We start from the raw sequence: 21,621 nt of genomic DNA, 5'->3' as shown, positions 1-21,621 counted from the left end.
AACATTTTATGACATTTTATTGAACGGTTATTTTATCTTTCAAGTTTTTAATCAATTAACGCTTGCTAATTGATCATGATTAATTTTATAATTAATAGTGGAGCTACAGTAATGTGCTCTATCTGTTTTTTACATATAAGGTAATGTATTAATTATGATTTAGTTGAAATTGTTGATTACTTTTTCAACACATTTAATTTGCGATAAAGTCCAAACTTCGGAAAAGTTTGGGCTTTTATTTTATGCAAATTAATTTGTGTCTTTTACTAACACTACTAAAATTTTTTAGCGTAACCATTTTGGAGTTATTCTTTAAGATTCACTTTTCGCGATTATGCTTTGAAATTAGCTAATATCGTTTCTTTTACCTCTAATAAATGTGCACGCATCGCATCTGCGGCTCTGACACCATCTTGCTTTAGAATTGCTTGATATATTACATCATGCTCCTCTAATAGTTTATTCATTGTTTTTTGCTTGCTATAAATAAAAATCTTCCTTGTTTCTTCCATAGAATTTCGCATTAGTTCAGAAATATTATTTAATAGCTCAACTAATAATGTATTTTTGGCTGCTTTTGCAATTGAGAGGTGAAACTCTAAATCAGCTTCTTCACCAGAAGTACCATCTGTTACAGCTTTACCCATTTCAACTAGTGCTTGCTTGAGTTGCACCAAATCTTCCTCAGTTCGATATAAGGCAGCTTTTTCTACAGTAGCACTTTCAACAATTTCCCGTAATTCTAACAATTCTTTGATTTGACTTAGCGACGTGAATTTGTCACCAAGTTCAAAAAAGGTAGGCTCTGTTTGTTTAATAAATGTGCCATAACCTTGTTTCATTTCAATAATCCCTATGGTTCTCAAAGCATTTAAAGCCTCTCTTACCGAAGCTACACTAACGCCGTATTGCTTTCCAAGCTTTTGTATAGAAGGGAGTTTGTCACCCACTTGGTAATCGCCAGCTTTAATTTGCTCTAAAATAATATCTGCGACCTGCTCATAGATTTTCGTGTTTGAAATTTTCATAATTACCTCCAAACGATATCTATCATTGTATCAAATTTTCGCTAAAAGATACTATAAAAGGGCTACAAAAAGCTCTAAAAAAAGCGTGTGTCAACGAAACCTAATCTTTTAACATAGGATTTCGTTAACACACGCTATAAAAAGTTAAAAAGGTCGGAATAATTGTCTTTAACAATCTTCCTTCTACTGCTTTTTTATATTAAATACACTTTAGCTTTAGTTATGTCCAATTGACTCATTATTTTAATCATAATTATTGATTAAATTTAGTTAATGCATCAGATATGGAGATATCTCCACTAACGATTTGAAATTCTGAATTTAAAAGATTATCACTATTTAATACTTCTCTAATAACGGAAGCCACATCTTCACGTGGTATCGTTCCTCTTCCTTCGAAGAACGCACCAACTTCTATTTTATCTGTGGCAGCTTCATCTGTTAAGCCACCAGGATGTACAATCGTATAGTTAACATCAGCCTGCTTCAAGTATTCATCAGCGTAGTGTTTTGCAATCGTGTAAGGTTTCAAATCACCACTTGCATCAAATGCTAATCTTCTTGAATCATAAGTTGAGACCATGACATATTGTTTAACATTGTTTGTCTCACTTGCTTTAATTGTTTTAATTGCGCCATCTAAATCAACACTAATCGTCTTGTCCGCACCAGTGCTACCGCCAGATCCGACTGAAAATACAACTTTATCAAAGCCATTAATTTTTTGTGTTAAAGTGTCTATATCGTCTGCTTCGACATCGATTAAAATCGCATCAACACCTTCTGAAGCTAACGCTTCAACTTGAGATTCTTTTCTAACACCTGCTGTAAATGACTCTCCACGCTCTTTTAATTGTTTAACTAAATATTGGCCTACACCACCGTTTGCTCCAATAACTAATGTACTCATATTTTATAGCCTCCTTAAAAAATTATTAATTAGACTTTACCACTTTTGTTTTATTTTGAAACGAAATCTGTTTAACTTTGACATTTTCTAAAAAATACATTAATATATGAACATATATTCATATATTAAATCAATATTAGAAATGAGGGCTTACTTTGGAAGAATCATTTAATGAACAAACGATTGAACAGGTAACTGATATTTTCAAAGCGCTTAGTGACGGCAATCGCTTACGTATAATGCATCTATTAATTCAAGGAGAAAGTAGCGTGGGTCATATTGCTCATGTATTAGACTTAAGTCAATCTAACGTTTCTCATCAATTACGTATACTTAAACAAGCCCACTTGGTCAAAGGGAATCGAGATGGACAATCTATGATTTATACAATCGATGATACACATGTTACTACATTACTTAAACAAGCAATTCATCATGCTAGTCATAAACAATAATTGAAAGGTGGGCACTAATTATGTCTGGACATCACGGTCATGATCATTCACATGGTCATGTACACACAAATAATAAAAAAATATTACTCATTAGTTTTTTAATTATTGGAATCTTTATGATTGTAGAAATAATCGGAGGATTTGTTTCAAATAGTTTGGCGCTATTATCTGATGGTTTACACATGTTTAGCGATACAATATCTTTAGGCGTAGCTTTGCTAGCTTTTATCTATGCTGAAAAAAATGCTACTAAAAGTAAAACTTTTGGCTATAAAAGATTTGAGATACTGGCAGCGTTATTTAACGGTGTAACACTCTTTATTATCGGCATTGTTATCATCGTAGAAGCCATTGGCCGCTTCTTCAACCCAGAAGATGTTAAGTCAACAGAGATGTTCGTTATAAGCGTAATTGGACTTATTGTTAATATCATTGTCGCTTTATTTATGTTCAAAGGCGGCGACACTTCCAATAATATTAATATGCGTGGCGCCTTCCTACATGTTATGGGTGATTTATTAGGTTCCGTAGGCGCAATCATTGCTGCCATACTCATATGGACTTTAAACTTAACGATTGCAGACCCTATCGCCAGTATTATCGTTTCTATACTTATAATAAAAAGTAGTTTAGGTATAACAAAATCTTCTTTAAATATATTAATGGAAGGCACACCAACTGACATTAATATGAACGAAGTCATTTCTACAATTACTGAAGAAAATGAAATTGAAAATGTCCATGACTGCCATATATGGACTATTTCTAATGAAATGAACGCGTTAAGTTGTCATGCCGTTGTCCCTAGTGATATGTCCGTCAAACAATGTGAGAATCTACTTAATAAATTAGAACACAAACTTCAGCATTTGAATATTCAACATATGACTATCCAATTAGAAACCAACAATCATAAACATGACAGTGATACACTATGTTCAGCCAATGATATACAAAAGTCTCATCACCATCATCATGCTCATAGCCATTAACTATTAAATGCATAACACTAAAAAGCTGATAGCCTCCATAAGTTACCTTCCCTTTTAAAGTTAAGACTTTAGTGGGTGCGTACTTAGGATATGGCTATCAGCTTTTTTACATTTTATTTATAAAAATTTATCAAAAATAAGCTTTTTGGCAGGAACTTGTTTCTCATCAAATCCTCTAATGAATTCTTCATTATCGTATGGTACTTTCACGCGTTCAAACGAAAATTCATTTTCATCTATAGTTACAATTCCATAAACTGCATATGCACCATTATTCAAACCTACAGAACCCGGATTGAAATAAATTGTTGATTTATCATCAAATAGGTGCACGGTATGATTATGCCCAAATACAATTAAATCTGCGTCTTTATCCCCAAAAAGTGTTTTCATGTTCTCTTCATTCGGTTCAACAATAGGACTGAATGGCTGTCCATCAATTGGTGTTGTTAATTGATCATTAGGAATTTCGTAATGAATAAATAATACTTTTTTATGACAGAATGTTTTCTCAATAACACGAGGTAACTCATTTAGTCTGTCATAGTAATCTTCATCTAAATGACTCTCTATCCATTGATGATGTTCATAGAATTTATCTTTTAAGTCTTCAGGATAAGGTGTACCGTTTACAATTGACATTACTGCTTCATCATGATTACCTGCAATGATTTCAATATCATCTCTATCAAAGATTTCATCAAGTACTTTATTCGTTTCATGTCCAACACCAATATTATCACCTAGATTATATATTTTATTGATATCTTCTCTTCTATCAATATCATCCAGAACAGTTTCTAATGCATCAAAATTACCATGGACATCAGTTATAATTGCAAATTTCATGATGATATCTCCTTTCAACTTTTTCTCATTAGGACATTTTAACATTTTATATCGATTTTGTTACCTATTTATTTTAAAATCTTAAAATTTTTGATATCGTATGCTTATGACGAAAAAGGAGTGCTTAAAATTTGTTTAATTTCCATAAATTAGCATTACAAAATGCAAAACCCCAAAATGCTAAAGTATTACTGTTTACAATCGTAAGTTTTATAATACTATTCGCTTTAACTATTTTAACGTTTATGCCATTACAACCAGCTATATATAAATTAATGATGTCAATGGCTATGCAACAATCAGTGGCTGGTCCTATTTTTGGAATAGTCCTTGCAATACTTGTACCTATCTTAGTATTTTTATTTGTAGGCTATCCCTTAATAGCTGGGACTATATACACTATAGACAAAGCTTTAAATAAAGACAAGGTTAATTTTAAAGATTTATTTTCAGTCTTTGCAAAAGGTAAATATCTAAAAGCAATAAAACTTTCATTAATCACGGTATTGTTTATCATTATCGCATTGGTGTTAGGTGAAGTAATCGCACAATTGCTTCAATTAGGAATCATTCAATTATTCCAAGCAATACAAGGTCCACTAAGTAATTCAGACCACGCGATTGGCTATTCACTAGCGTTCCAAATGATTGCAGGTACGTTAACACTTTTCATTAAATCATTTGTTTATTGGCTGTTAGCTATAATTATCATTAACTATACTGTAGCATTTATCAAAGAACCTAAAAATGGTGCTTGGAATTCAGTGAAACGTGGTTTTAAAGGCATTAAAAATGGTCAAAAAACATGGTTCAAATTCTACATTGGTTTATTACTATTAAATTTAATCGTTATTATCTTAGCTAGTCCAATCAGCCAATTAATTTCTATTTTAACTGGCGGTATTTCTCAAAATATGGCTACGATTTTAATTTATATTGTCCATGTTATTGTTATCATTGTTAGATTAGCTGTTTATTATGTGAATATTTTAGCCATTATTCAATACTTTAACCGTAATGGCGAACCGTCTAATCATAATAAATCAAAAAAAGATAAGAAAAAGAACGCAAATATTACAGATAATCAAGATTCAAAAGTAAATAGTAGCGTAACTAATACTACTGAAAAAGCAAAATCAAATATAGACCAAAAATCAGATCAACTTCAAGATAAAGCAAATGATGAAACAAAAAATTTAAAAAACAATTTAAATCAATCTGATAAATAACTTTTCATACAAAATTAAAGCGTCCGGGACATAAAGTTCTTGGACAAATGAACAAAAGCAATTTCTATTGAAACAATATAGAAATTGCTTTTTTCATTATTGTTTTGATTATGGTTACTACTACTTTCCTTATATTAAGTGCCATTAATAGAATGCCAAGTGCTATTTTGACTTTATTTATACCTCGAACCGACATTCGAGTGTAACCCAAAATAGCCTTCATAAATCCAAAAACATGTTTTATATCAATTTTTTCTTTGATTGCAGATTCCTTTTGTTTCTGGTTCCGAAAACTTTTGATTAATCTAAACTTTGAAATATTCTCAGTTATAATTTCTCTTTATTTTTTAAAAGTATCTTAATGTAAAATTACATATAAGTATGACGTGTTTTGACGAGAATCTTGAGGGAACAGGACAAGCCGAAGACTATAGGCTGAAGCTGTCCCCTATGAAAGCGAGCCAACAATACGAAGTATTGAATTAACAAAAAGAAGCACTCAGATGAATTGAATAAATCGTCTGAGTGCTATTTTTCTGGGATTTATGTCCTAGGCTCTTCCTTTTTGTCTTTAAAAATTTATTTGTATGGATAGTTAGGCAAAAGATATTAAAAACTTACTTTAAAAAATGTTCTCTTAAGTACTGTGCTGCACCATTTTCTTCATTTGTATATGTTGTAACATCCATAGTCAGCTCTTTAATTTCTGGCCTTGCATTTTTCATAGCTATCGTATAATGACCAAAAGCAAACATCGCTCTATCATTATCACTATCACCAATAACTAGTGTTTCTTCTTGATTGATACCGAAATGTTCTATCATTTCTTTAATACCTGTACCTTTATCAATTTGATAAGCCATCGTCTCTGCATTATAACGAGATGAATTGGATACACTAATTTTTAAATCTTGTTGTTCACCAATCAACTGATCGCGAAAATTTGTAATTTTGTCATAATTTGGCGAAAATAAATATATTTTTGAAAAAGTCGTATCAGGAATTTCAGATGCCCAATTTACTTTGTCTTTGAGTGAGGCTTTTCTAGAAGTCCATTCTGAAACACCCACATTTCCTGGTGGTGTTTCTGCTTCAAATAGCGCAGTGGCCCATGATTGATCTTCTTCAAGTACAATACGATTACCTTCAAATGGAAATACTTCGTAATAAATTTCTTGCTGTTGAGCACGTTTCACAATATCTTTCACTGTATTAAAAGATAAGCTATGGGTAAATAACGTTTCATCATTAATCATTCCTAACGTACCATTCGAACTAATAATACCATCAACCTCAAATGATGCTGGAACTAAATAATGAATTTCATTATGAGCACGTCCGGTAGCTAAAAATATTTTATATCCCTTTGTTCTTAATTGTTGTATAACCTCGGTCGTTTCCATATCCACTTGGTTGTCTTTATGTAAAATTGTACCATCCATATCTAAAAATATCGCTTTAACATTTTTCATTTATAAAAGCCTCCATTACATGTTTTCATCTTAAATTATGTCATTATCTATAGTTTTAAGCAATCTACTAACGCTTTAAAAATAATGAATACCGTTCATTTTGATATAATACACTTACCCTACGGTTAAAAAAATCACTTAATGTGTCACTGTTTAATACATTTTGTATCTGGCCTTGTTTATAACAGGTTCCGTCTTTTAACAAAAAACCTCTTTGTATATCTTTTGTAATTTCTTCTACAAAATGCGTAACATATATAACTGATAATTCAGGTTGTCGCTGATATAATTGTTCAAGCGCATCTAATAAGTCCTCACGCGCAATAAAATCTAAGCCAGAAGCAGGTTCATCTAAAATAAGCAACTTAGGGTTCCCCATTAACGCTCGAGCAATCAATACTTTTTGACGCTCACCTGTAGAAAGATAACCATAATATTGAGATTCAAATTCACTCATACCCATCTGCGTTAAATAATGGCGTGCCATTTCAACATGGCGGTCTTCTACTTCTTTAAATATACCAATTGATTTAAAAATCCCACTAATTACTACATCACGTACGATTTCTCCATCTTGAAAACGTTCCATTAAACTACTAGATACAAAGCCAATCTGATTACGTACTTTGTCTGCAGAATATCCAATTTTACCAGGTTGCATACCAAAAAGTGTTAATTCTCCAGATGTATTCGGTTCATAAGCATTTAAGATATTAAGTAATGTAGTTTTCCCTGCACCATTAAGTCCATAAAGCATCCATTTCTCACCTTCGTTGATACACCAACTTATATTTTTAATTATTTCTTTCCCTTGTTTTCTACGTGCGATATTTTTTAGATCAATAAGCATATGTTGCTCCTTTCCGATACGTAATAATATATAAACTATTCTTCATATTAGTACACTGACTGTCTTTTTCTAAATATTTTATTCAAAGATTTTCCTTTTGTTAACTCATCAATTATTTTATCTAAATACCTAAGTTCTTCCATCACTGAAATTTTCATTTCTTTAACACGAGCACTATAAATTCTACCTGTTATCTTAGTTCTATCAGTATTTAATTTGGAGGACTGATTAATAAATGATTCGTAATCTATTCATCAGTGATTAATTGAACTATTTGTATTTAGAAATAATCTATTATCTAACGAATGATTTCATCCGTTCCCTCTATTGCTTGGCCTTTTTTCTCTACTTTTTATTAACTATGGATAAATCGAAACAAATCGAATTCTATAAATTTTAGTCTTTGTCATAAATATATCCTTCCTTTTACTGTAAGTCACTATAACCGTCTTATTTAGCATAATAAAGTCACTACACATTTGAAAATATTTTGATTAGAATCATGTTCAAATGATTGCACCTGATATCCACTTATTTTTTATAATAAATTCATTTCATTATAATTTTCTCTGCTAATTTATCCAATATCGTTGATCCTTCATTATTCATCTGTTTTTTATAAGTGATATTTTTATAATTAAATTGCTGTACTATCGCTATAACATATAAGGAGAAGTTATAAATTAAAAAAAGGACTTATCAATAGTGATAAATACTAATGATAAGTCCATATATATTAATGACAATATGCTAAGTTTGCCACATTTAATTTAAATTACTTTATTCAACTGTAACTGATTTTGCTAAGTTACGTGGTTTATCTACATCTAAGTCTCTGTGTAATGCGGCGTAATATGAGATTAACTGTAATGCTACTACTGAAACAAGTGGCGTTAATAATTCATGTACGTTAGGAATCACATATGAATCACCATCTTTATTCAAGCCATCCATTGAAATAATACATGGATTTGCACCACGTGCAACAACCTCTTTTACATTACCACGGATAGATAAGTTTACTTTTTCTTGCGTAGCTAAGGCAATAATAGGTGTACCTTCTTCAATTAATGCAATTGTTCCGTGTTTCAATTCTCCACCAGCAAAACCTTCAGCTTGGATATATGAAATTTCTTTAAGTTTTAATGCACCTTCTAAACTTACATTATAGTCTCCTGTACGACCAATAAAGAATGCATTACGTGTAGTTCTTAAGAAATCTGTAGCAATTTGTTCCATAATATCTGCATCATCAACAATTGATTCGATAGCAGTTGTAACTTTTGCTAATTCACGTAATAAACTCACTTCTACATCTCTACCATGTTCTCTCGCAACGATTTGTGACAGAATAGATAACACTGCAATTTGTGCTGTATAAGCTTTTGTAGATGCTACTGCAATTTCGGGACCAGCGTGTAACAATAACGTATGATTAGATTCACGTGATAACGTAGAACCTGGTACGTTAGTAATAGTTAAAGACTTGTGCCCTAAACGATTTGTTTCAACTAATACTGCGCGACTGTCTGCTGTTTCACCTGATTGAGAAATATAGATAAATAATGGTTTTTCAGAAAGTAACGGTGTATTGTATACAAATTCTGAAGAAACATGTACTTCTGTTGGTACGCCAGCCCATTTTTCAATAAACTCTTTACCAACAAGCCCGGCGTGATAACTTGTACCTGCTGCAATAATATAAATACGATCAGCTTCAGCTACATCTTTAATTACTTCTGGATCCATCTTCAAGTTACCTTCTTCGTCTTGGTACTCTTGGATGATACGGCGCATAACTGCTGGTTGTTCATGAATTTCTTTTAACATATAGTGATCGTATACGCCTTTTTCAGCATCTGCTGCGTCAATTTGTGCTGTATAAGCTTCTCTTTCTTGAACATTGCCTTCTTGATCTTTGATGATTACTTCATCGCGTTTAACAATAACAATTTCATGGTCATGTATTTCTTTATAACGATTAGTAGCTTGTAACATTGCAATTGCATCTGACGCAATTACATTGAAACCATCACCAACTCCAATTAATAACGGTGATTTGTTTTTAGCAACATAAATTGTATCTCTATCTTCATTATCAATCAGTCCTAAAGCATATGAACCATCTAATAAAGATACAACTTTTGTAAATGCTTCTTCACTAGTTAGACCGGTATTTGAAAAGTATTCAACTAATTGCACAATCACTTCTGTATCTGTCTCTGAAATAAAAGTGATATCACTTAAGTATTCATTTTTTAGTTCTTCATAGTTTTCAATTACTCCATTATGAACTAATGTAAAGCGTTCAGTTGCAGACTGATGTGGGTGTGAGTTTTCATGATTAGGTACACCATGTGTTGCCCAACGTGTATGACCAATTCCCACATTACCGTCAGTATCTTCGCCATCTGCAACTTTTCTTAATTCTGCAATACGACCTTTTGATTTGAATACTGATGTGCCCTCATTATTAACGATTGCAACACCTGCTGAGTCATAACCTCTGTACTCTAATTTTTCTAAACCTTTTAATAATAACTCTTTCGCATTATCTTGACCAATATAGCCGACAATTCCACACATATAAATTTCCTCCAATGTAATGGTAATGAGATAATTGAACGTTTAGCGCATATGAACTTGTTCAATGTATTTAACACCCTTATAGACAGACTAATCCCTATTTAAATCAATAATAATAGGTCTTCTGATAATAATAGTTATCTCAATTACCTTATAATAATAGTTATTTAATTTTGGCTATCTTATTAACTTTGTGCACTAGGTTGCCCTAATGTTTTCCTTAATAAGTTCACGAATGAGCCACATCCGGGATAGCATCCGCCGATGGTTCGATAACTATCCTCCTCGTCTACAAGCTTCGATTAACATACCTATTAAGCTTTCTGTTTTAAAACTTAAATTGTTAATACGTAACCTCATCGCTTGTACAGGCGCTATAATTGACTAAAACTCTAACTTTCCTCCTTCCTCTCAATAACATTAATTGTACAATGTTATTCATCTGTAATGCAAACAATTTATTAACAATATATTTACAAACACAAAAATAAAGTTGGCTATAAGTTAAAGACTTATACCACGAATAATATTATTAACACTTACTAAGTGTAATGGCTAAATTTTAAACACTTATATTAACTATATTTTATACAATAACCGACTCGTATTTATAGAAAAATTTGAGCATTGATAGCCTTTTAACTCTGGCTTCAAAACACTAAGCAGTAATTATACTATATTGTCATAATTGTCAAAGACAGTGTGACAAATTTGAAATTAGTTTATATTGTCTAATTCATAAGTACCACCTACAATTAAGTTATAAATAAAAAGAGAAAAAGAGGTGCAATAATATGTCACAAACAGATACTAAAGAAAACAATGGGATTGGTCGCAAAGTACAGGCTTTCGGATCATTTTTAAGTAGTATGATTATGCCGAACATCGGAGCTTTTATCGCATGGGGGTTCATCGCTGCAATATTTATAGATGGCGGTTGGTGGCCAAATAAAGATTTAAGCCAATTAGCTGGCCCTATGATTTCATATTTAATACCATTACTGATTGCTTATAGTGGTGGACGTTTATTACATGAGATGCGCGGGGGTATTATCGCAGCTGTAGCAACTATGGGGGTTATTGTTGCTCTACCAGACACTCCAATGCTACTTGGTGCCATGATTATGGGACCACTCGTTGGTTGGTTAATGAAGAAAACGGATGAATTTATTCAACCAAGAACACCACAAGGATTTGAAATGTTATTCAATAATTTCTCAGCTGGTATTTTAGGTTTCATAATGACGATTGTTGGTTTTAAAATCTTAGCTCCAATTATGGAATTTATTATGCATATTTTATCTTTAGCTGTAGAAGCTTTAGTACATGCACATTTACTGCCATTAGTAAGTATTATTGTAGAACCTGCTAAAATTGTATTCTTAAATAATGCAATTAATCATGGTGTCTTCACACCACTTGGTGCGGATCAAGCATCTTCTGCAGGACAGTCAATATTATATACAATCGAATCTAACCCTGGCCCAGGTTTAGGAATATTAGTTGCTTATATGATTTTCGGTACAGGGACAGCTAAAGCTACATCATATGGTGCTGGTATCATCCACTTCTTAGGCGGAATTCACGAAATTTACTTCCCGTATGTATTAATGCGTCCATTATTATTCGTAGCTGTAATTTTAGGTGGAATGACAGGCGTAGCAACATATTCTCTACTTGATTTTGGTTTCAAGAGCCCAGCTTCACCAGGATCATTTATCGTATATATGTTGAACGCACCTAAAGGCGAGTTCTTACACATGGTAATAGGTGTACTACTAGCAGCACTAGTTTCCTTTATCGTTGCTGCAATCATTTTAAAATTCACAAAAGAACCAGAAGAAGACCTAGAAGCTGCTACAGAGAAAATGGAAGCTTCAAAAGGGAAAAAATCAAGTGTATCTTCTAAGTTAAAAGGGAATGAAGATAATAAAGCGACTACAGCTGCTAGTTCTGCAGGCGCAACAACTGCCACTTCAGACAATAAAGACGCACAGTCTGAGGAAGAATTACTAGACAATTACGATACTGAAAATGTAGATGCTCATGATTATAGTAAAGTAAATCATGTAATATTCGCTTGTGATGCTGGTATGGGATCAAGTGCTATGGGAGCAAGCATGCTACGTAATAAATTTAAAAAAGCTAATATACAAGACGTAGATGTAACAAATACTGCGATTAACCAGTTGCCAAGTGATGCGCAACTTGTTATTACACAAAAAAAACTTACTGATAGAGCAATTAAACAAGTACCAAACGCAATTCATATCTCAGTAGATAATTTCTTAAATTCACCTAGATATGATGAATTACTTGAAAATCTTAAATAATTAAACAACCACTATATAGAACAATACTGGAGGGTATGGCTATGTTTTTGAGTACACGTGAAAAGGAAATTATCGAAATGTTAATTAAATATCACGGTCAATATGTCACTATTTACGACATTGCTCAACACTTAGCTGTATCCTCTCGTACTATTCATAGGGAATTAAAATCTATTGAATCTTTTTTATCTACATTTGATATTGACCTTGAAAGAGTTACAAAAAAAGGGATACAACTGAAAACGACGGAGTTGGAGCTAAATTCGCTAAAGCACGCGTTATTAAATGAAAATACCATAGATCTATCACAAGAAGAACAAAAAGTAATTATTTTATATGCCTTGATTCAAACGAATGCACCTATTAAGCAATACGTTTTAGCACAAGAAATTGGTGTCTCTAATCAAACTATGACAAAGCTTCTAGATGAATTAGATAGAGAACTTGATCAATACCAATTAGCATTACAAAAAAAACGTGGCGAAGGTATTCAATTACATGGTGCTGAATCAAAAAAACGTGAACTATTGAGTCAACTGATGGTCAACAATCTAAACAGTACTAGTGTCTATTCAGTTATCGAAAACCATTTTGTTTATCAATCCATCAATCAGTCACAATTGGCAATGGTTGATATGGACAAGATATTTCAAATTGAACGTATTTTAATGGATCATTTAGATCAACTCCCCTACTCTTTAACAGAATCAAGTTATTTAACATTGACCGTACACATCGTCTTAAGTATTGAGCGAATGCTTAATAACCAATATGTAACTTTAAATGATGATATCTATGACAGCGTTAAAGATTCTTTTGAACACGAGGTAGCACAAGCACTTGGCTTACACCTTGAACATATCTATGGAGTTCAGTTTAACCAAGCTGAAGTAACTTTTATCACAATTCATCTTAGAGGTGCGAAACGTAAAGAATCTGCCGAAGTATTTAAAGATAGTAAAGACGAATCAAAGATAGAGAAATTTATTCATTCTGTTTCACATTTTTATCAACAATCATTTGAAGATTTTGAAACATTAAGTGAAGGGTTAAAGCTGCATATCATACCAGCAATTAACCGTTTAAACGCTAATATTGAAACTTATAATCCATTAACAGAAATGATTCAACATAAGTACCCAAGACTATTTGAAAGTGTTCATCGTGCTTTATTACAAACATGGCCAAATTTTAATTTTCCAGATAGTGAAATTGCATTTATTGTGCTTCATTTTGGCGGTGCTTTACAAAATCAAAATAATGCCTTTTACAATGTGCTCGTAGTATGTAGTAGTGGTATTGGCACCAGTAGATTACTGGCAACACGGTTACAACAAACATTTAGTGACATACAAAATACTACTCAAGCATCAGTTGGGGATTTAAATGATATTGACGCTACACAATTTGATGCGATTATTTCCACTGTAGATTTAGATATCGCCTTACCATATATTACGGTGAATCCTTTACTCCCTGACGCAGATATAAATCACGTATCAGCCTTTTTAAACACACAGCACAAACAACCAAAGGTTCAAACATATGAAACGAATAATAGTAACATTTTAAATCCTGAAGAAAAATTAACATACATCAGAAAAGGACTAGAAATAATTGATTCTGTAAATGTAGATTATACTTCAGTTTCGAACTGGACAACTTATTTAACCAACACATTAATAGAACATCAAATCATCACGGAAGGTCAGTCATTCGCTGAACTGATTAAGCAACACATGGATCGACAAGGGTTTGTCTTAGATCCTTATCCCATCGCAATCCCTCATTTAAAAAGTGAGATTATTAAAAAACCTTTCATATTAATAACCATTTTAAATGAACCTATTTTGCTTAATAGTAATCAAAATGACAATCTTTCCGTGAGATATTTGTTAAGTATGTTCGTTCCCCCTGATGATACAATGGCACAACTCATAAGCGATATCTCAGGAAAATTGGTCGAGCATCTAGACAATATTGATGGATTTATGGAACAACCAGAACAGCTTCAATCGTTACTTAAGCAAAGTTACCTTATGCAATTACAAAAATTATTAAATATGGAGTGAAGAAAAATGAGCGAATTATTTAGCAATGAAAATATTTTTATCAACCAATCAATTAAAGATCAAAACGAAGCAATTGAAAAAGCTGGTCAAGCTTTAGTATCAAGTGGTGCTGTAACAGAAGCATATATTCAAGCAATGAAAGATCGCGAGCAAGTAGTAACAACATTTATGGGTAATGGCTTAGCTATCCCTCACGGCACTGACGAAGCTAAAAATAGTGTTTTAAAATCAGGTTTAACTTTAATTCAAATCCCTGAAGGCGTTGACTGGGACGGCGAAGTTGTTAAAGTTGTCGTAGGTATTGCAGGTAAAGATGGTGAGCATTTAGACTTACTTTCCAAAATAGCAATTACGTTTAGTGAAGAAGAAAATGTAGAACGTATTATTCAAGCATCATCAGCAGAAGAAATCAAACAAGTCTTTGAGGAGGCTGATGCATAATGAAAGCCTTACATTTCGGTGCTGGAAATATAGGTAGAGGATTTATCGGTTATATTCTCGCTGATAATGATATAAAAGTGACTTTTGCAGATGTTAACGCTGAAATAATTAATGCTTTGGATGAACACCATGAATATGACGTCATTTTAGCTGATGAAGCAAAAACAACAACACGTGTGCATAATGTAGATGCAATCAATTCTGGTGAGCCTTCAGAAAGTTTAAAACAAGCAGTATTAGAAGCTGATTTAATTACAACTGCGGTTGGTGTAAATATCTTACCTATAATAGCAAAATCATTTGCTCCCTATTTAACAGAAAAAGAAACACCTGTTAATATTGTTGCATGTGAAAATGCAATTATGGCAACAAATACATTAGAAAAAGCAATTTTAGATATTACGGGGCCACTACCTGATCACATCCACTTTGCTAATGCTGCAGTTGATCGTATTGTTCCATTACAAACCAATGATAACCTTTTAGATGTTGTGGTTGAACCTTTTTATGAATGGGTAATTGAGAAAGATGCTTGGTTTGGTCCAAAACTCAATCACATTAAATACGTAGATAATTTAACTCCTTACATTGAGCGTAAATTACTTACAGTCAATACAGGACACGCGTATCTGGCTTATGCAGGTAGATATTTTGGTCAACCAACCATCTTAGATGCTGTTAATGATTCAGATATTAAGCATGATTTAGAACGTGTCCTTGAAGAAACAAGCCAATACATTACGAATCAGTTTGGTTTTAATGAAAGCGAACAAACACAATATGTTGAAAAAATTATTGAGCGTTTTAAAAATCCAAACTTATCTGATGAAGTTACACGTGTTGGACGTGGTACATTACGTAAAATAGGACCACAAGATAGAATTATTAAGCCATTAAATTACTTATACCAAAATAATTTAAAACATGAGGCACTAGTTAAAACTGCTGCTTTATTATTAAAATATGATGATACAAATGATCAAGAAACAGTAGAAAAAAATGATTATATTAAAGAACATGGTCTTGAAGCATTCTTAAAAGAATTTGCTAAAACAGATGCACAATTAACTCAAGAAATCATTCAAGCATACAATGTATTATAAATGTAAGAAGCCGTTGCTATTAAAATAGCAACGGCTCAGAACGTATACAAACCTTAGGCGATAGTTCACCTAAGGTTTATTTATATTTGTATATTTATTTTTCAAAATAACATGGGTCTTTCAGAGCAAAGTTGCCTCTTTTATCAATTGATTTATTCAACATAATAAACACCAGCAATGTTTAATTTATATATTATAATCTTTTTAGTATAATATGGCAGTGATTTGGGCTTGCTCCTGATGTGCTGGGCTACTTAAATTAAATATTTAGATTTTGGTTAAATTTAAATAATAATTATTTATCTAATCCCATTTTATCTTGAACTACATCAGCAATTGTATTGGCAAAACGCTGCGCGTCTTCATCAGTCGCTGCTTCAACCATTACTCGCACTAATGGTTCTGTTCCAGAAGGTCTTACTAAAATACGACCTTCCCCATTCATTTCAACTTCTACTTTAGTCATTATTTCTTGCACATCAATATTTTCTTCCACACGATATTTATCTGTTACACGAACATTAACTAAAGATTGTGGGTATTTTTTCATTTGACTGGCAAGTTGGCTTAAACTTTTACCTGTCATTTTTATAATACTCGCTAATTGAACACCTGTTAATAAACCGTCTCCAGTGGTATTATAATCCATTAATACAATATGACCTGACTGTTCACCACCTAAATTGTAGTTACCTCTTCTCATTTCTTCTACAACATAGCGATCTCCAACTTTAGTTTTGTTAGATTGAATACCTTCATTATCTAAGGCTTTATAGAAACCTAAGTTACTCATTACTGTAGAAACAATCATATTATTATTTAACTCATGGTTTTTGCTCATTGCCTGACCAATAATAAACATGATTTGATCGCCATCTACAATATTACCTTTTTCGTCTACTGCGATTAGTCTATCACCATCACCATCAAAAGCTAAACCAAAGTCACATTCTGATTCGACAACTTCTTTAGCTAATGTTTCAGGATGTGTAGAACCAACATCTTTATTAATATTATAACCATTTGGTTTACAGCCAACTGTCACTGTATCAGCTTCTAAATCACCGAATAAAAACGGTGCTAAAGAAGATGTAGAACCATTTGCCCCATCTAATGCAATCTTCATTCCATCTAAATTCACGTCAACAGTTGATTTTAAATAGCTAATGTATTTTTGTGCACCTTCAAAATAATCAGAGTAATGTACAATATCTTCACCTACAGGTCTAGGTAAATCAGGGTTTTCTTGATCTAATAACTCTTCTATTTCCTGTTCTTGATCATCTGATAATTTGAAGCCATCAGAACCAAAGAATTTAATACCATTGTCTGGAACTGGGTTATGAGAAGCAGATATCATGACACCTAATTCGGCTTCCATTTCTCGTGTTAAATAAGCTACACCTGGTGTTGAAATAACGCCTAAACGCATAACTTCCGCGCCGATGGAAATTAGTCCTGCAATTAATGCAGATTCTAACATCTCTCCTGAAACACGAGTATCTCTACCAACTAGTACTTTAGGGTGCTTCTCACCTTTATTATGGGCTAAAACATAGCCGCCATAGCGCCCTAGTTTAAACGCAAGTTCAGGTGTTAATTCTTTATTTGCTACTCCCCTTACGCCATCTGTACCAAAATATTTTGCCATTATTTATATCTCCTTTATTTATACAAATCTATTTAACCGTAATTTTAGCTGTAGTACCACTCGGATTAACTTTTGTCACATCTTCAGGTACTTTAAACTTCACATTTTTTTCAGTCGTATCCGAGATGTTATCTAAATTTACATTTGCAGTAATTTCATCAATATCTTCTAAGTCATCCTTATTACCATAAATTTCTACTTCTTCATCTTCTAAATTTATATTGTCTAATTCACGCCCATTAGATAACGACCCTACTGCTTTTGTTTTTACTTTTACTTTTTTACTATAATCTTCTACCTTAACGCTCAAATTCACCTCATTCGGTTGAATTGAAACGTCAATTTTATTAAGATTTCTATCAAATGCAGTAATTTTTGCTACATCTGTAGTGTTTTTAGCAATTTTACTTTTGTTTTTATATGTTGCTTTTAAATATGCAATTTTATCAATTTGGTCTTGTCCGCCAGTCACTTTAACAGTCTCAGGTGAAACACTTTGTTCGCTAATTTTATAATCTGAATCCAAGTCATTATTACTTACATCTGGCTCTACTTTTAATGTTTTACTCACACGTTCTTCAAGATTCACAGTGGCCTCTTTCGGTTTCACGCTATAATCAATGTCCTTATTCAAACCATTGACTTGAAATTGCGTCGTATGTTTTCCTGCTTTTTCACCACTTAAATCTAGGACTGCTTTAATATTTTCACCATTCTCAGCTTTTAAAACTTGTGACTGAGGACCTGAAATTTCAACATCAACTTTATCAGGTACTTCACTAGCATATAATGATTTATTATTATACTTAACTTGTACCGGAACTTCTTGAATCGTTTCAGACGACTTTTGGCCTAAGTTATCAGCATTAAAAATATTTCCAAACATATTGTTAACTGATAGGAAGAACACAAGTGCTAATACGAGAGCGATTAATCTTAATCCCCATTTACTTTCTAACATATTATTTCACACCTTTCTCATGAAAGTGTGTACCAAACCAATGTTCAGCTAACAATTCTTCAAATGCTTCATTTGAAATATCTTTTCTTAATTTACCATCAAAAGTAACAGAAATAGACCCTGTTTCTTCTGAAACGATCACAGTAAAGGCATCCGATACTTCCGATATACCTACTGCAGCTCTATGTCTTGTTCCTAAACTTTTAGCGATTTTAGCACTATCAGATAAAGGTAAATAACTCGCAGCACTAGCTATTTTATTTTCTTGAATAATCATCGCACCATCATGTAATGGTGTATTTGGTATGAAAACATTTGTTAATAGTTCTTGTGATATTTCTGAATTCATTGCAATGCCTGTTTCAATATAGTCTTGTAATCCTGTTTCATTTTCAAATACAATCAATGCGCCTATACGTCGTTTAGCCATATATTGTACTGCTTTTGACACAGAAGATATTAACTTGCCTTCATCACTATTTAAATTAGTTGAATAACGTTTAAATAAACTACCTCTACCAAGCTGTTCCAAGGCACGTCGAATTTCTGGTTGGAATATCACGATTAGAGCTAATACCCCCCATTGAATAACTAAATCAAAAAGACGGGATGTAGCTGTTAAGTTCAGCATTTTACTCAATTGTTGACCAATTACTATTACAACAATACCTTTTAATAGTTGAATGGCTTTGGTACCTTTAAAAACTGTAATGAGAAGATAAAGTACATACCATACTATGAGTAAGTCGAGTACACTTGCAATTATTTTAACTGTACTCCAGTTATCAAAAAAGTTGGATAATTCCATAACATCTCCTCCGGTTATCTGTTCCCATGTTATATATTATACCAATCATAACACTAACTGTCATATTTAGTATTCAAATTTTAGTAAAATCAAAAAAGGAGCGACCCTAGAAATCTCGTTTTTATAAGATTTCATTATCTCGCCCCAGCAAAACTGACTGACATTGAAACATCAAAACAAATATATTCTAATATCAGCCAACAGTTCCAATATTATATTATAAATGAGTCAATCGTTTATTACTCAGTGTTTTCTACATAATTTTAAGTGAATTATAATAATGTCTCTCCAAAGAAACTACCTACTAAGCCCACTGCTTGCTCCGCTGTATCATTGTTGTGATCAATAAGCGGATTAACCTCTACTAAATCCATAGAAGTAATGAGATTAGAATTATGTAACAACTCTAATGCAAAATGACTCTCTCTATATGTTAAACCTCCAAGCACTCTAGTACCTGTACCTGGTGTTTCGACAGGATCTAATGCATCAACATCAAGTGATAAATGAACACCGTCTGTTTTAGATTTTAAATAATTAATTGTCTCTTCAATCACTTGCTTAATACCAACTCGATCAACTTCAGCCATCGTAAACGTTTTAATATTATGCTCTTTTATATAACGCCTTTCCCCCTCATCTAAATCTCTCATACCGATAAGCACGATATTTTCAGGTTTAACTTTTGGTGAATAATCTGAAATGTTCACCAAACGCTCATCACCATCACCTGCAAGTACACGTAACGGCATACCATGAATATTTCCAGAAGGTGATTCTTCAGGTACATTTAAATCACCATGTGCGTCGTACCAAATAACGCCTAGGTTGTTATAATGCTTACTAATACCTGATATAGAACCAATTGCAATCGAATGGTCTCCTCCTAGCACAAGCGGGAAATGATTATGTTCTATACTAGTTGATACTGCATCACTTAATATGTTTGATGTTTCTATGATTTCCTCTATATTACGTAACCCTTCTTGCTCTGAATTAAATTTTTCCAAATCTAATTTAGGAACAGCTATATTACCAGAATCTTTAACAGGTATTCCTATAGCTTTAATACGCTTTTCAATGCCAGCGTATCGAATCGCATCTGGACCAAGATTTACTCCTAGTTTCCTTTGCCCAAATGTTGCAGGCGCCCCAATAATTTCTACTGTTTTATTCATTTTTAAAACCCCTTTGTTATCGTTTGTTTCTAGAATAATCTAAAGACTTTAACATTTCAAGCGTTGGTAAAACAGCATTTTCCATTCAAATCACCCTTTTTACATATAAAATCAATATAGTGATTTATCATTCAAAACAAACCCTTTCAGTATCGACGTTTGTTAATTTATAAAACAGTAAAGTGTATAAATAAAAAAGCATACTTTATTCAATTTTCTAACTATAACAAATTTATTGTCGAAAATAACATTAGGGTCTTCAATTCCAAGTGTTTTTGATATAAAATAATTCATAGGCGCATAATCTCTCCTTAGTTTATTTGGTAGGACATTTAAATTATAGAGATTTTTGCGCTTTTTTGGTATCAAAAAACAGGACTGATTTTTATATCAGTCCTGTTTAGTATAGAGCCTTTTAAAAGTGATTTCTATCTTATATACAAAAAAAGCACTTCTCTTGTGAGAAGTGCTACTAGTGAGCCATAGTGGGCTCGAACCACTGACCCTCTGATTAAAAGTCAGATGCTCTACCAACTGAGCTAATGGCTCTAATGGCTGGGCTAGCTGGATTCGAACCAGCGCGTGATGGAGTCAAAGTCCATTGCCTTACCGCTTGGCTATAGCCCATAAATGGTGGAGGGGGGCAGATTCGAACTGCCGAACCCGAAGGAGCGGATTTACAGTCCGCCGCGTTTAGCCACTT

The 21,621-nt window shown here is 32.7% G+C and carries 18 protein-coding genes, 2 tRNA genes and 1 pseudogene; 7 read left to right on the top strand and 14 right to left on the bottom strand.

The features are described 5' to 3' along the window. Positions 1-332: 332 nt before the first annotated feature. Positions 333-1,028: a FadR/GntR family transcriptional regulator gene (locus J5E45_RS12370; RefSeq protein WP_039069109.1), complete on the bottom strand. Its 696-nt coding sequence runs from the start codon at positions 1,026-1,028 to the stop codon at positions 333-335. Between the two features lie 253 nt (positions 1,029-1,281). Next, complete coding sequence (locus J5E45_RS12365; protein WP_039069110.1) at positions 1,282-1,938, bottom strand: SDR family oxidoreductase; 657 nt, start codon at positions 1,936-1,938, stop codon at positions 1,282-1,284. Positions 1,939-2,093: 155 nt separating this feature from the next. On the opposite strand from J5E45_RS12365, the gene J5E45_RS12360 reads away from it, so the two are divergent. Beyond that, a complete protein-coding gene (locus tag J5E45_RS12360; protein WP_017722050.1) occupies positions 2,094-2,393 on the top strand; it encodes an ArsR/SmtB family transcription factor in 300 nt (99 codons plus the stop codon). 20 nt (positions 2,394-2,413) lie between these two features. Further along, positions 2,414-3,385, top strand: coding sequence for a CDF family zinc efflux transporter CzrB (czrB, locus tag J5E45_RS12355; protein ID WP_039069111.1), 972 nt, complete (start codon positions 2,414-2,416; stop codon positions 3,383-3,385). A gap of 117 nt (positions 3,386-3,502) precedes the next feature. On the opposite strand, the gene J5E45_RS12350 is transcribed toward czrB, so the two are convergent. Beyond that, positions 3,503-4,234 carry a metallophosphoesterase family protein gene (locus J5E45_RS12350; protein ID WP_039069112.1) on the bottom strand — a complete coding sequence of 244 codons (732 nt, stop codon included), beginning with the start codon at positions 4,232-4,234 and terminating at the stop codon, positions 3,503-3,505. Positions 4,235-4,365: 131 nt separating this feature from the next. Here J5E45_RS12350 and J5E45_RS12345 point away from each other — a divergent pair, with 131 nt between their 5' ends. Next, complete coding sequence (locus tag J5E45_RS12345; protein WP_069792542.1) at positions 4,366-5,463, top strand: hypothetical protein; 1,098 nt, start codon at positions 4,366-4,368, stop codon at positions 5,461-5,463. 14 nt (positions 5,464-5,477) lie between these two features. Here J5E45_RS12345 and J5E45_RS12340 read toward each other — a convergent pair. From J5E45_RS12340 to glmS, 5 genes and pseudogenes are all read right to left on the bottom strand, one after another. Beyond that, positions 5,478-5,810 (bottom strand): annotated as a pseudogene (locus tag J5E45_RS12340) (transposase); the annotation flags it as partial. Between the two features lie 270 nt (positions 5,811-6,080). Then, the gene (locus tag J5E45_RS12335; RefSeq protein ID WP_039069116.1) at positions 6,081-6,935 is read right to left on the bottom strand and encodes an HAD family hydrolase; all 855 of its coding nucleotides are present in this window, start codon (positions 6,933-6,935) and stop codon (positions 6,081-6,083) included. Positions 6,936-7,002: 67 nt separating this feature from the next. Continuing rightward, entirely contained in the window at positions 7,003-7,785 is a 783-nt protein-coding gene (locus J5E45_RS12330) for an ABC transporter ATP-binding protein (protein WP_101051241.1), read from the bottom strand. A gap of 47 nt (positions 7,786-7,832) precedes the next feature. Then, a complete protein-coding gene (locus J5E45_RS14410; RefSeq protein ID WP_338061910.1) occupies positions 7,833-8,036 on the bottom strand; it encodes a DUF2200 family protein in 204 nt (67 codons plus the stop codon). Positions 8,037-8,565: 529 nt separating this feature from the next. Next, positions 8,566-10,371: a glutamine--fructose-6-phosphate transaminase (isomerizing) gene (gene glmS / locus J5E45_RS12320; protein ID WP_208182293.1), complete on the bottom strand. Its 1,806-nt coding sequence runs from the start codon at positions 10,369-10,371 to the stop codon at positions 8,566-8,568. A gap of 794 nt (positions 10,372-11,165) precedes the next feature. Between glmS and J5E45_RS12315 the strand changes: the two genes are divergently transcribed. From J5E45_RS12315 to J5E45_RS12300, 4 genes are read left to right on the top strand one after another with little or no spacing between them, the layout of a single operon-like run. Continuing rightward, positions 11,166-12,704 carry a PTS mannitol transporter subunit IIBC gene (locus tag J5E45_RS12315; protein WP_039069122.1) on the top strand — a complete coding sequence of 513 codons (1,539 nt, stop codon included), beginning with the start codon at positions 11,166-11,168 and terminating at the stop codon, positions 12,702-12,704. A 41-nt stretch (positions 12,705-12,745) separates the two neighbouring features. Further along, positions 12,746-14,776, top strand: coding sequence for a BglG family transcription antiterminator (locus J5E45_RS12310; protein WP_101051240.1), 2,031 nt, complete (start codon positions 12,746-12,748; stop codon positions 14,774-14,776). Between the two features lie 6 nt (positions 14,777-14,782). Then, the gene (locus J5E45_RS12305; RefSeq protein WP_039069124.1) at positions 14,783-15,217 is read left to right on the top strand and encodes a PTS mannitol transporter subunit IIA; all 435 of its coding nucleotides are present in this window, start codon (positions 14,783-14,785) and stop codon (positions 15,215-15,217) included. Then, entirely contained in the window at positions 15,217-16,320 is a 1,104-nt protein-coding gene (locus tag J5E45_RS12300) for a mannitol-1-phosphate 5-dehydrogenase (protein WP_101051239.1), read from the top strand. The genes J5E45_RS12305 and J5E45_RS12300 overlap by 1 nt, the downstream gene beginning before the upstream one ends. Before the next feature lie 295 nt (positions 16,321-16,615). On the opposite strand, the gene glmM is transcribed toward J5E45_RS12300, so the two are convergent. From glmM to J5E45_RS12270, 6 genes are all read right to left on the bottom strand, one after another. After that, positions 16,616-17,971, bottom strand: coding sequence for a phosphoglucosamine mutase (gene glmM / locus J5E45_RS12295; protein ID WP_039069126.1), 1,356 nt, complete (start codon positions 17,969-17,971; stop codon positions 16,616-16,618). A gap of 28 nt (positions 17,972-17,999) precedes the next feature. Then, a complete protein-coding gene (locus tag J5E45_RS12290; protein WP_039069127.1) occupies positions 18,000-18,932 on the bottom strand; it encodes a CdaR family protein in 933 nt (310 codons plus the stop codon). Position 18,933: 1 nt separating this feature from the next. After that, complete coding sequence (gene cdaA, locus J5E45_RS12285) at positions 18,934-19,740, bottom strand: diadenylate cyclase CdaA (RefSeq protein WP_017722031.1); 807 nt, start codon at positions 19,738-19,740, stop codon at positions 18,934-18,936. A 272-nt stretch (positions 19,741-20,012) separates the two neighbouring features. Further along, entirely contained in the window at positions 20,013-20,918 is a 906-nt protein-coding gene (rocF, locus tag J5E45_RS12280; RefSeq protein ID WP_069792549.1) for an arginase, read from the bottom strand. A 476-nt stretch (positions 20,919-21,394) separates the two neighbouring features. After that, a tRNA-Lys gene (locus J5E45_RS12275) sits at positions 21,395-21,467 on the bottom strand. Positions 21,468-21,470: 3 nt separating this feature from the next. After that, positions 21,471-21,545 (bottom strand) — tRNA-Gln (locus tag J5E45_RS12270). Between the last annotated feature and the right edge of the window lie 76 nt (positions 21,546-21,621).

The sequence above is a fragment of the Staphylococcus shinii genome, assembly GCF_017583065.1.
Taxonomy (GTDB): Bacteria; Bacillota; Bacilli; order Staphylococcales; family Staphylococcaceae; genus Staphylococcus; species Staphylococcus shinii.
The sequence above is the reverse complement of the archived record's forward strand: the minus strand, read 5'-3'. Positions and strand labels throughout refer to the sequence as shown.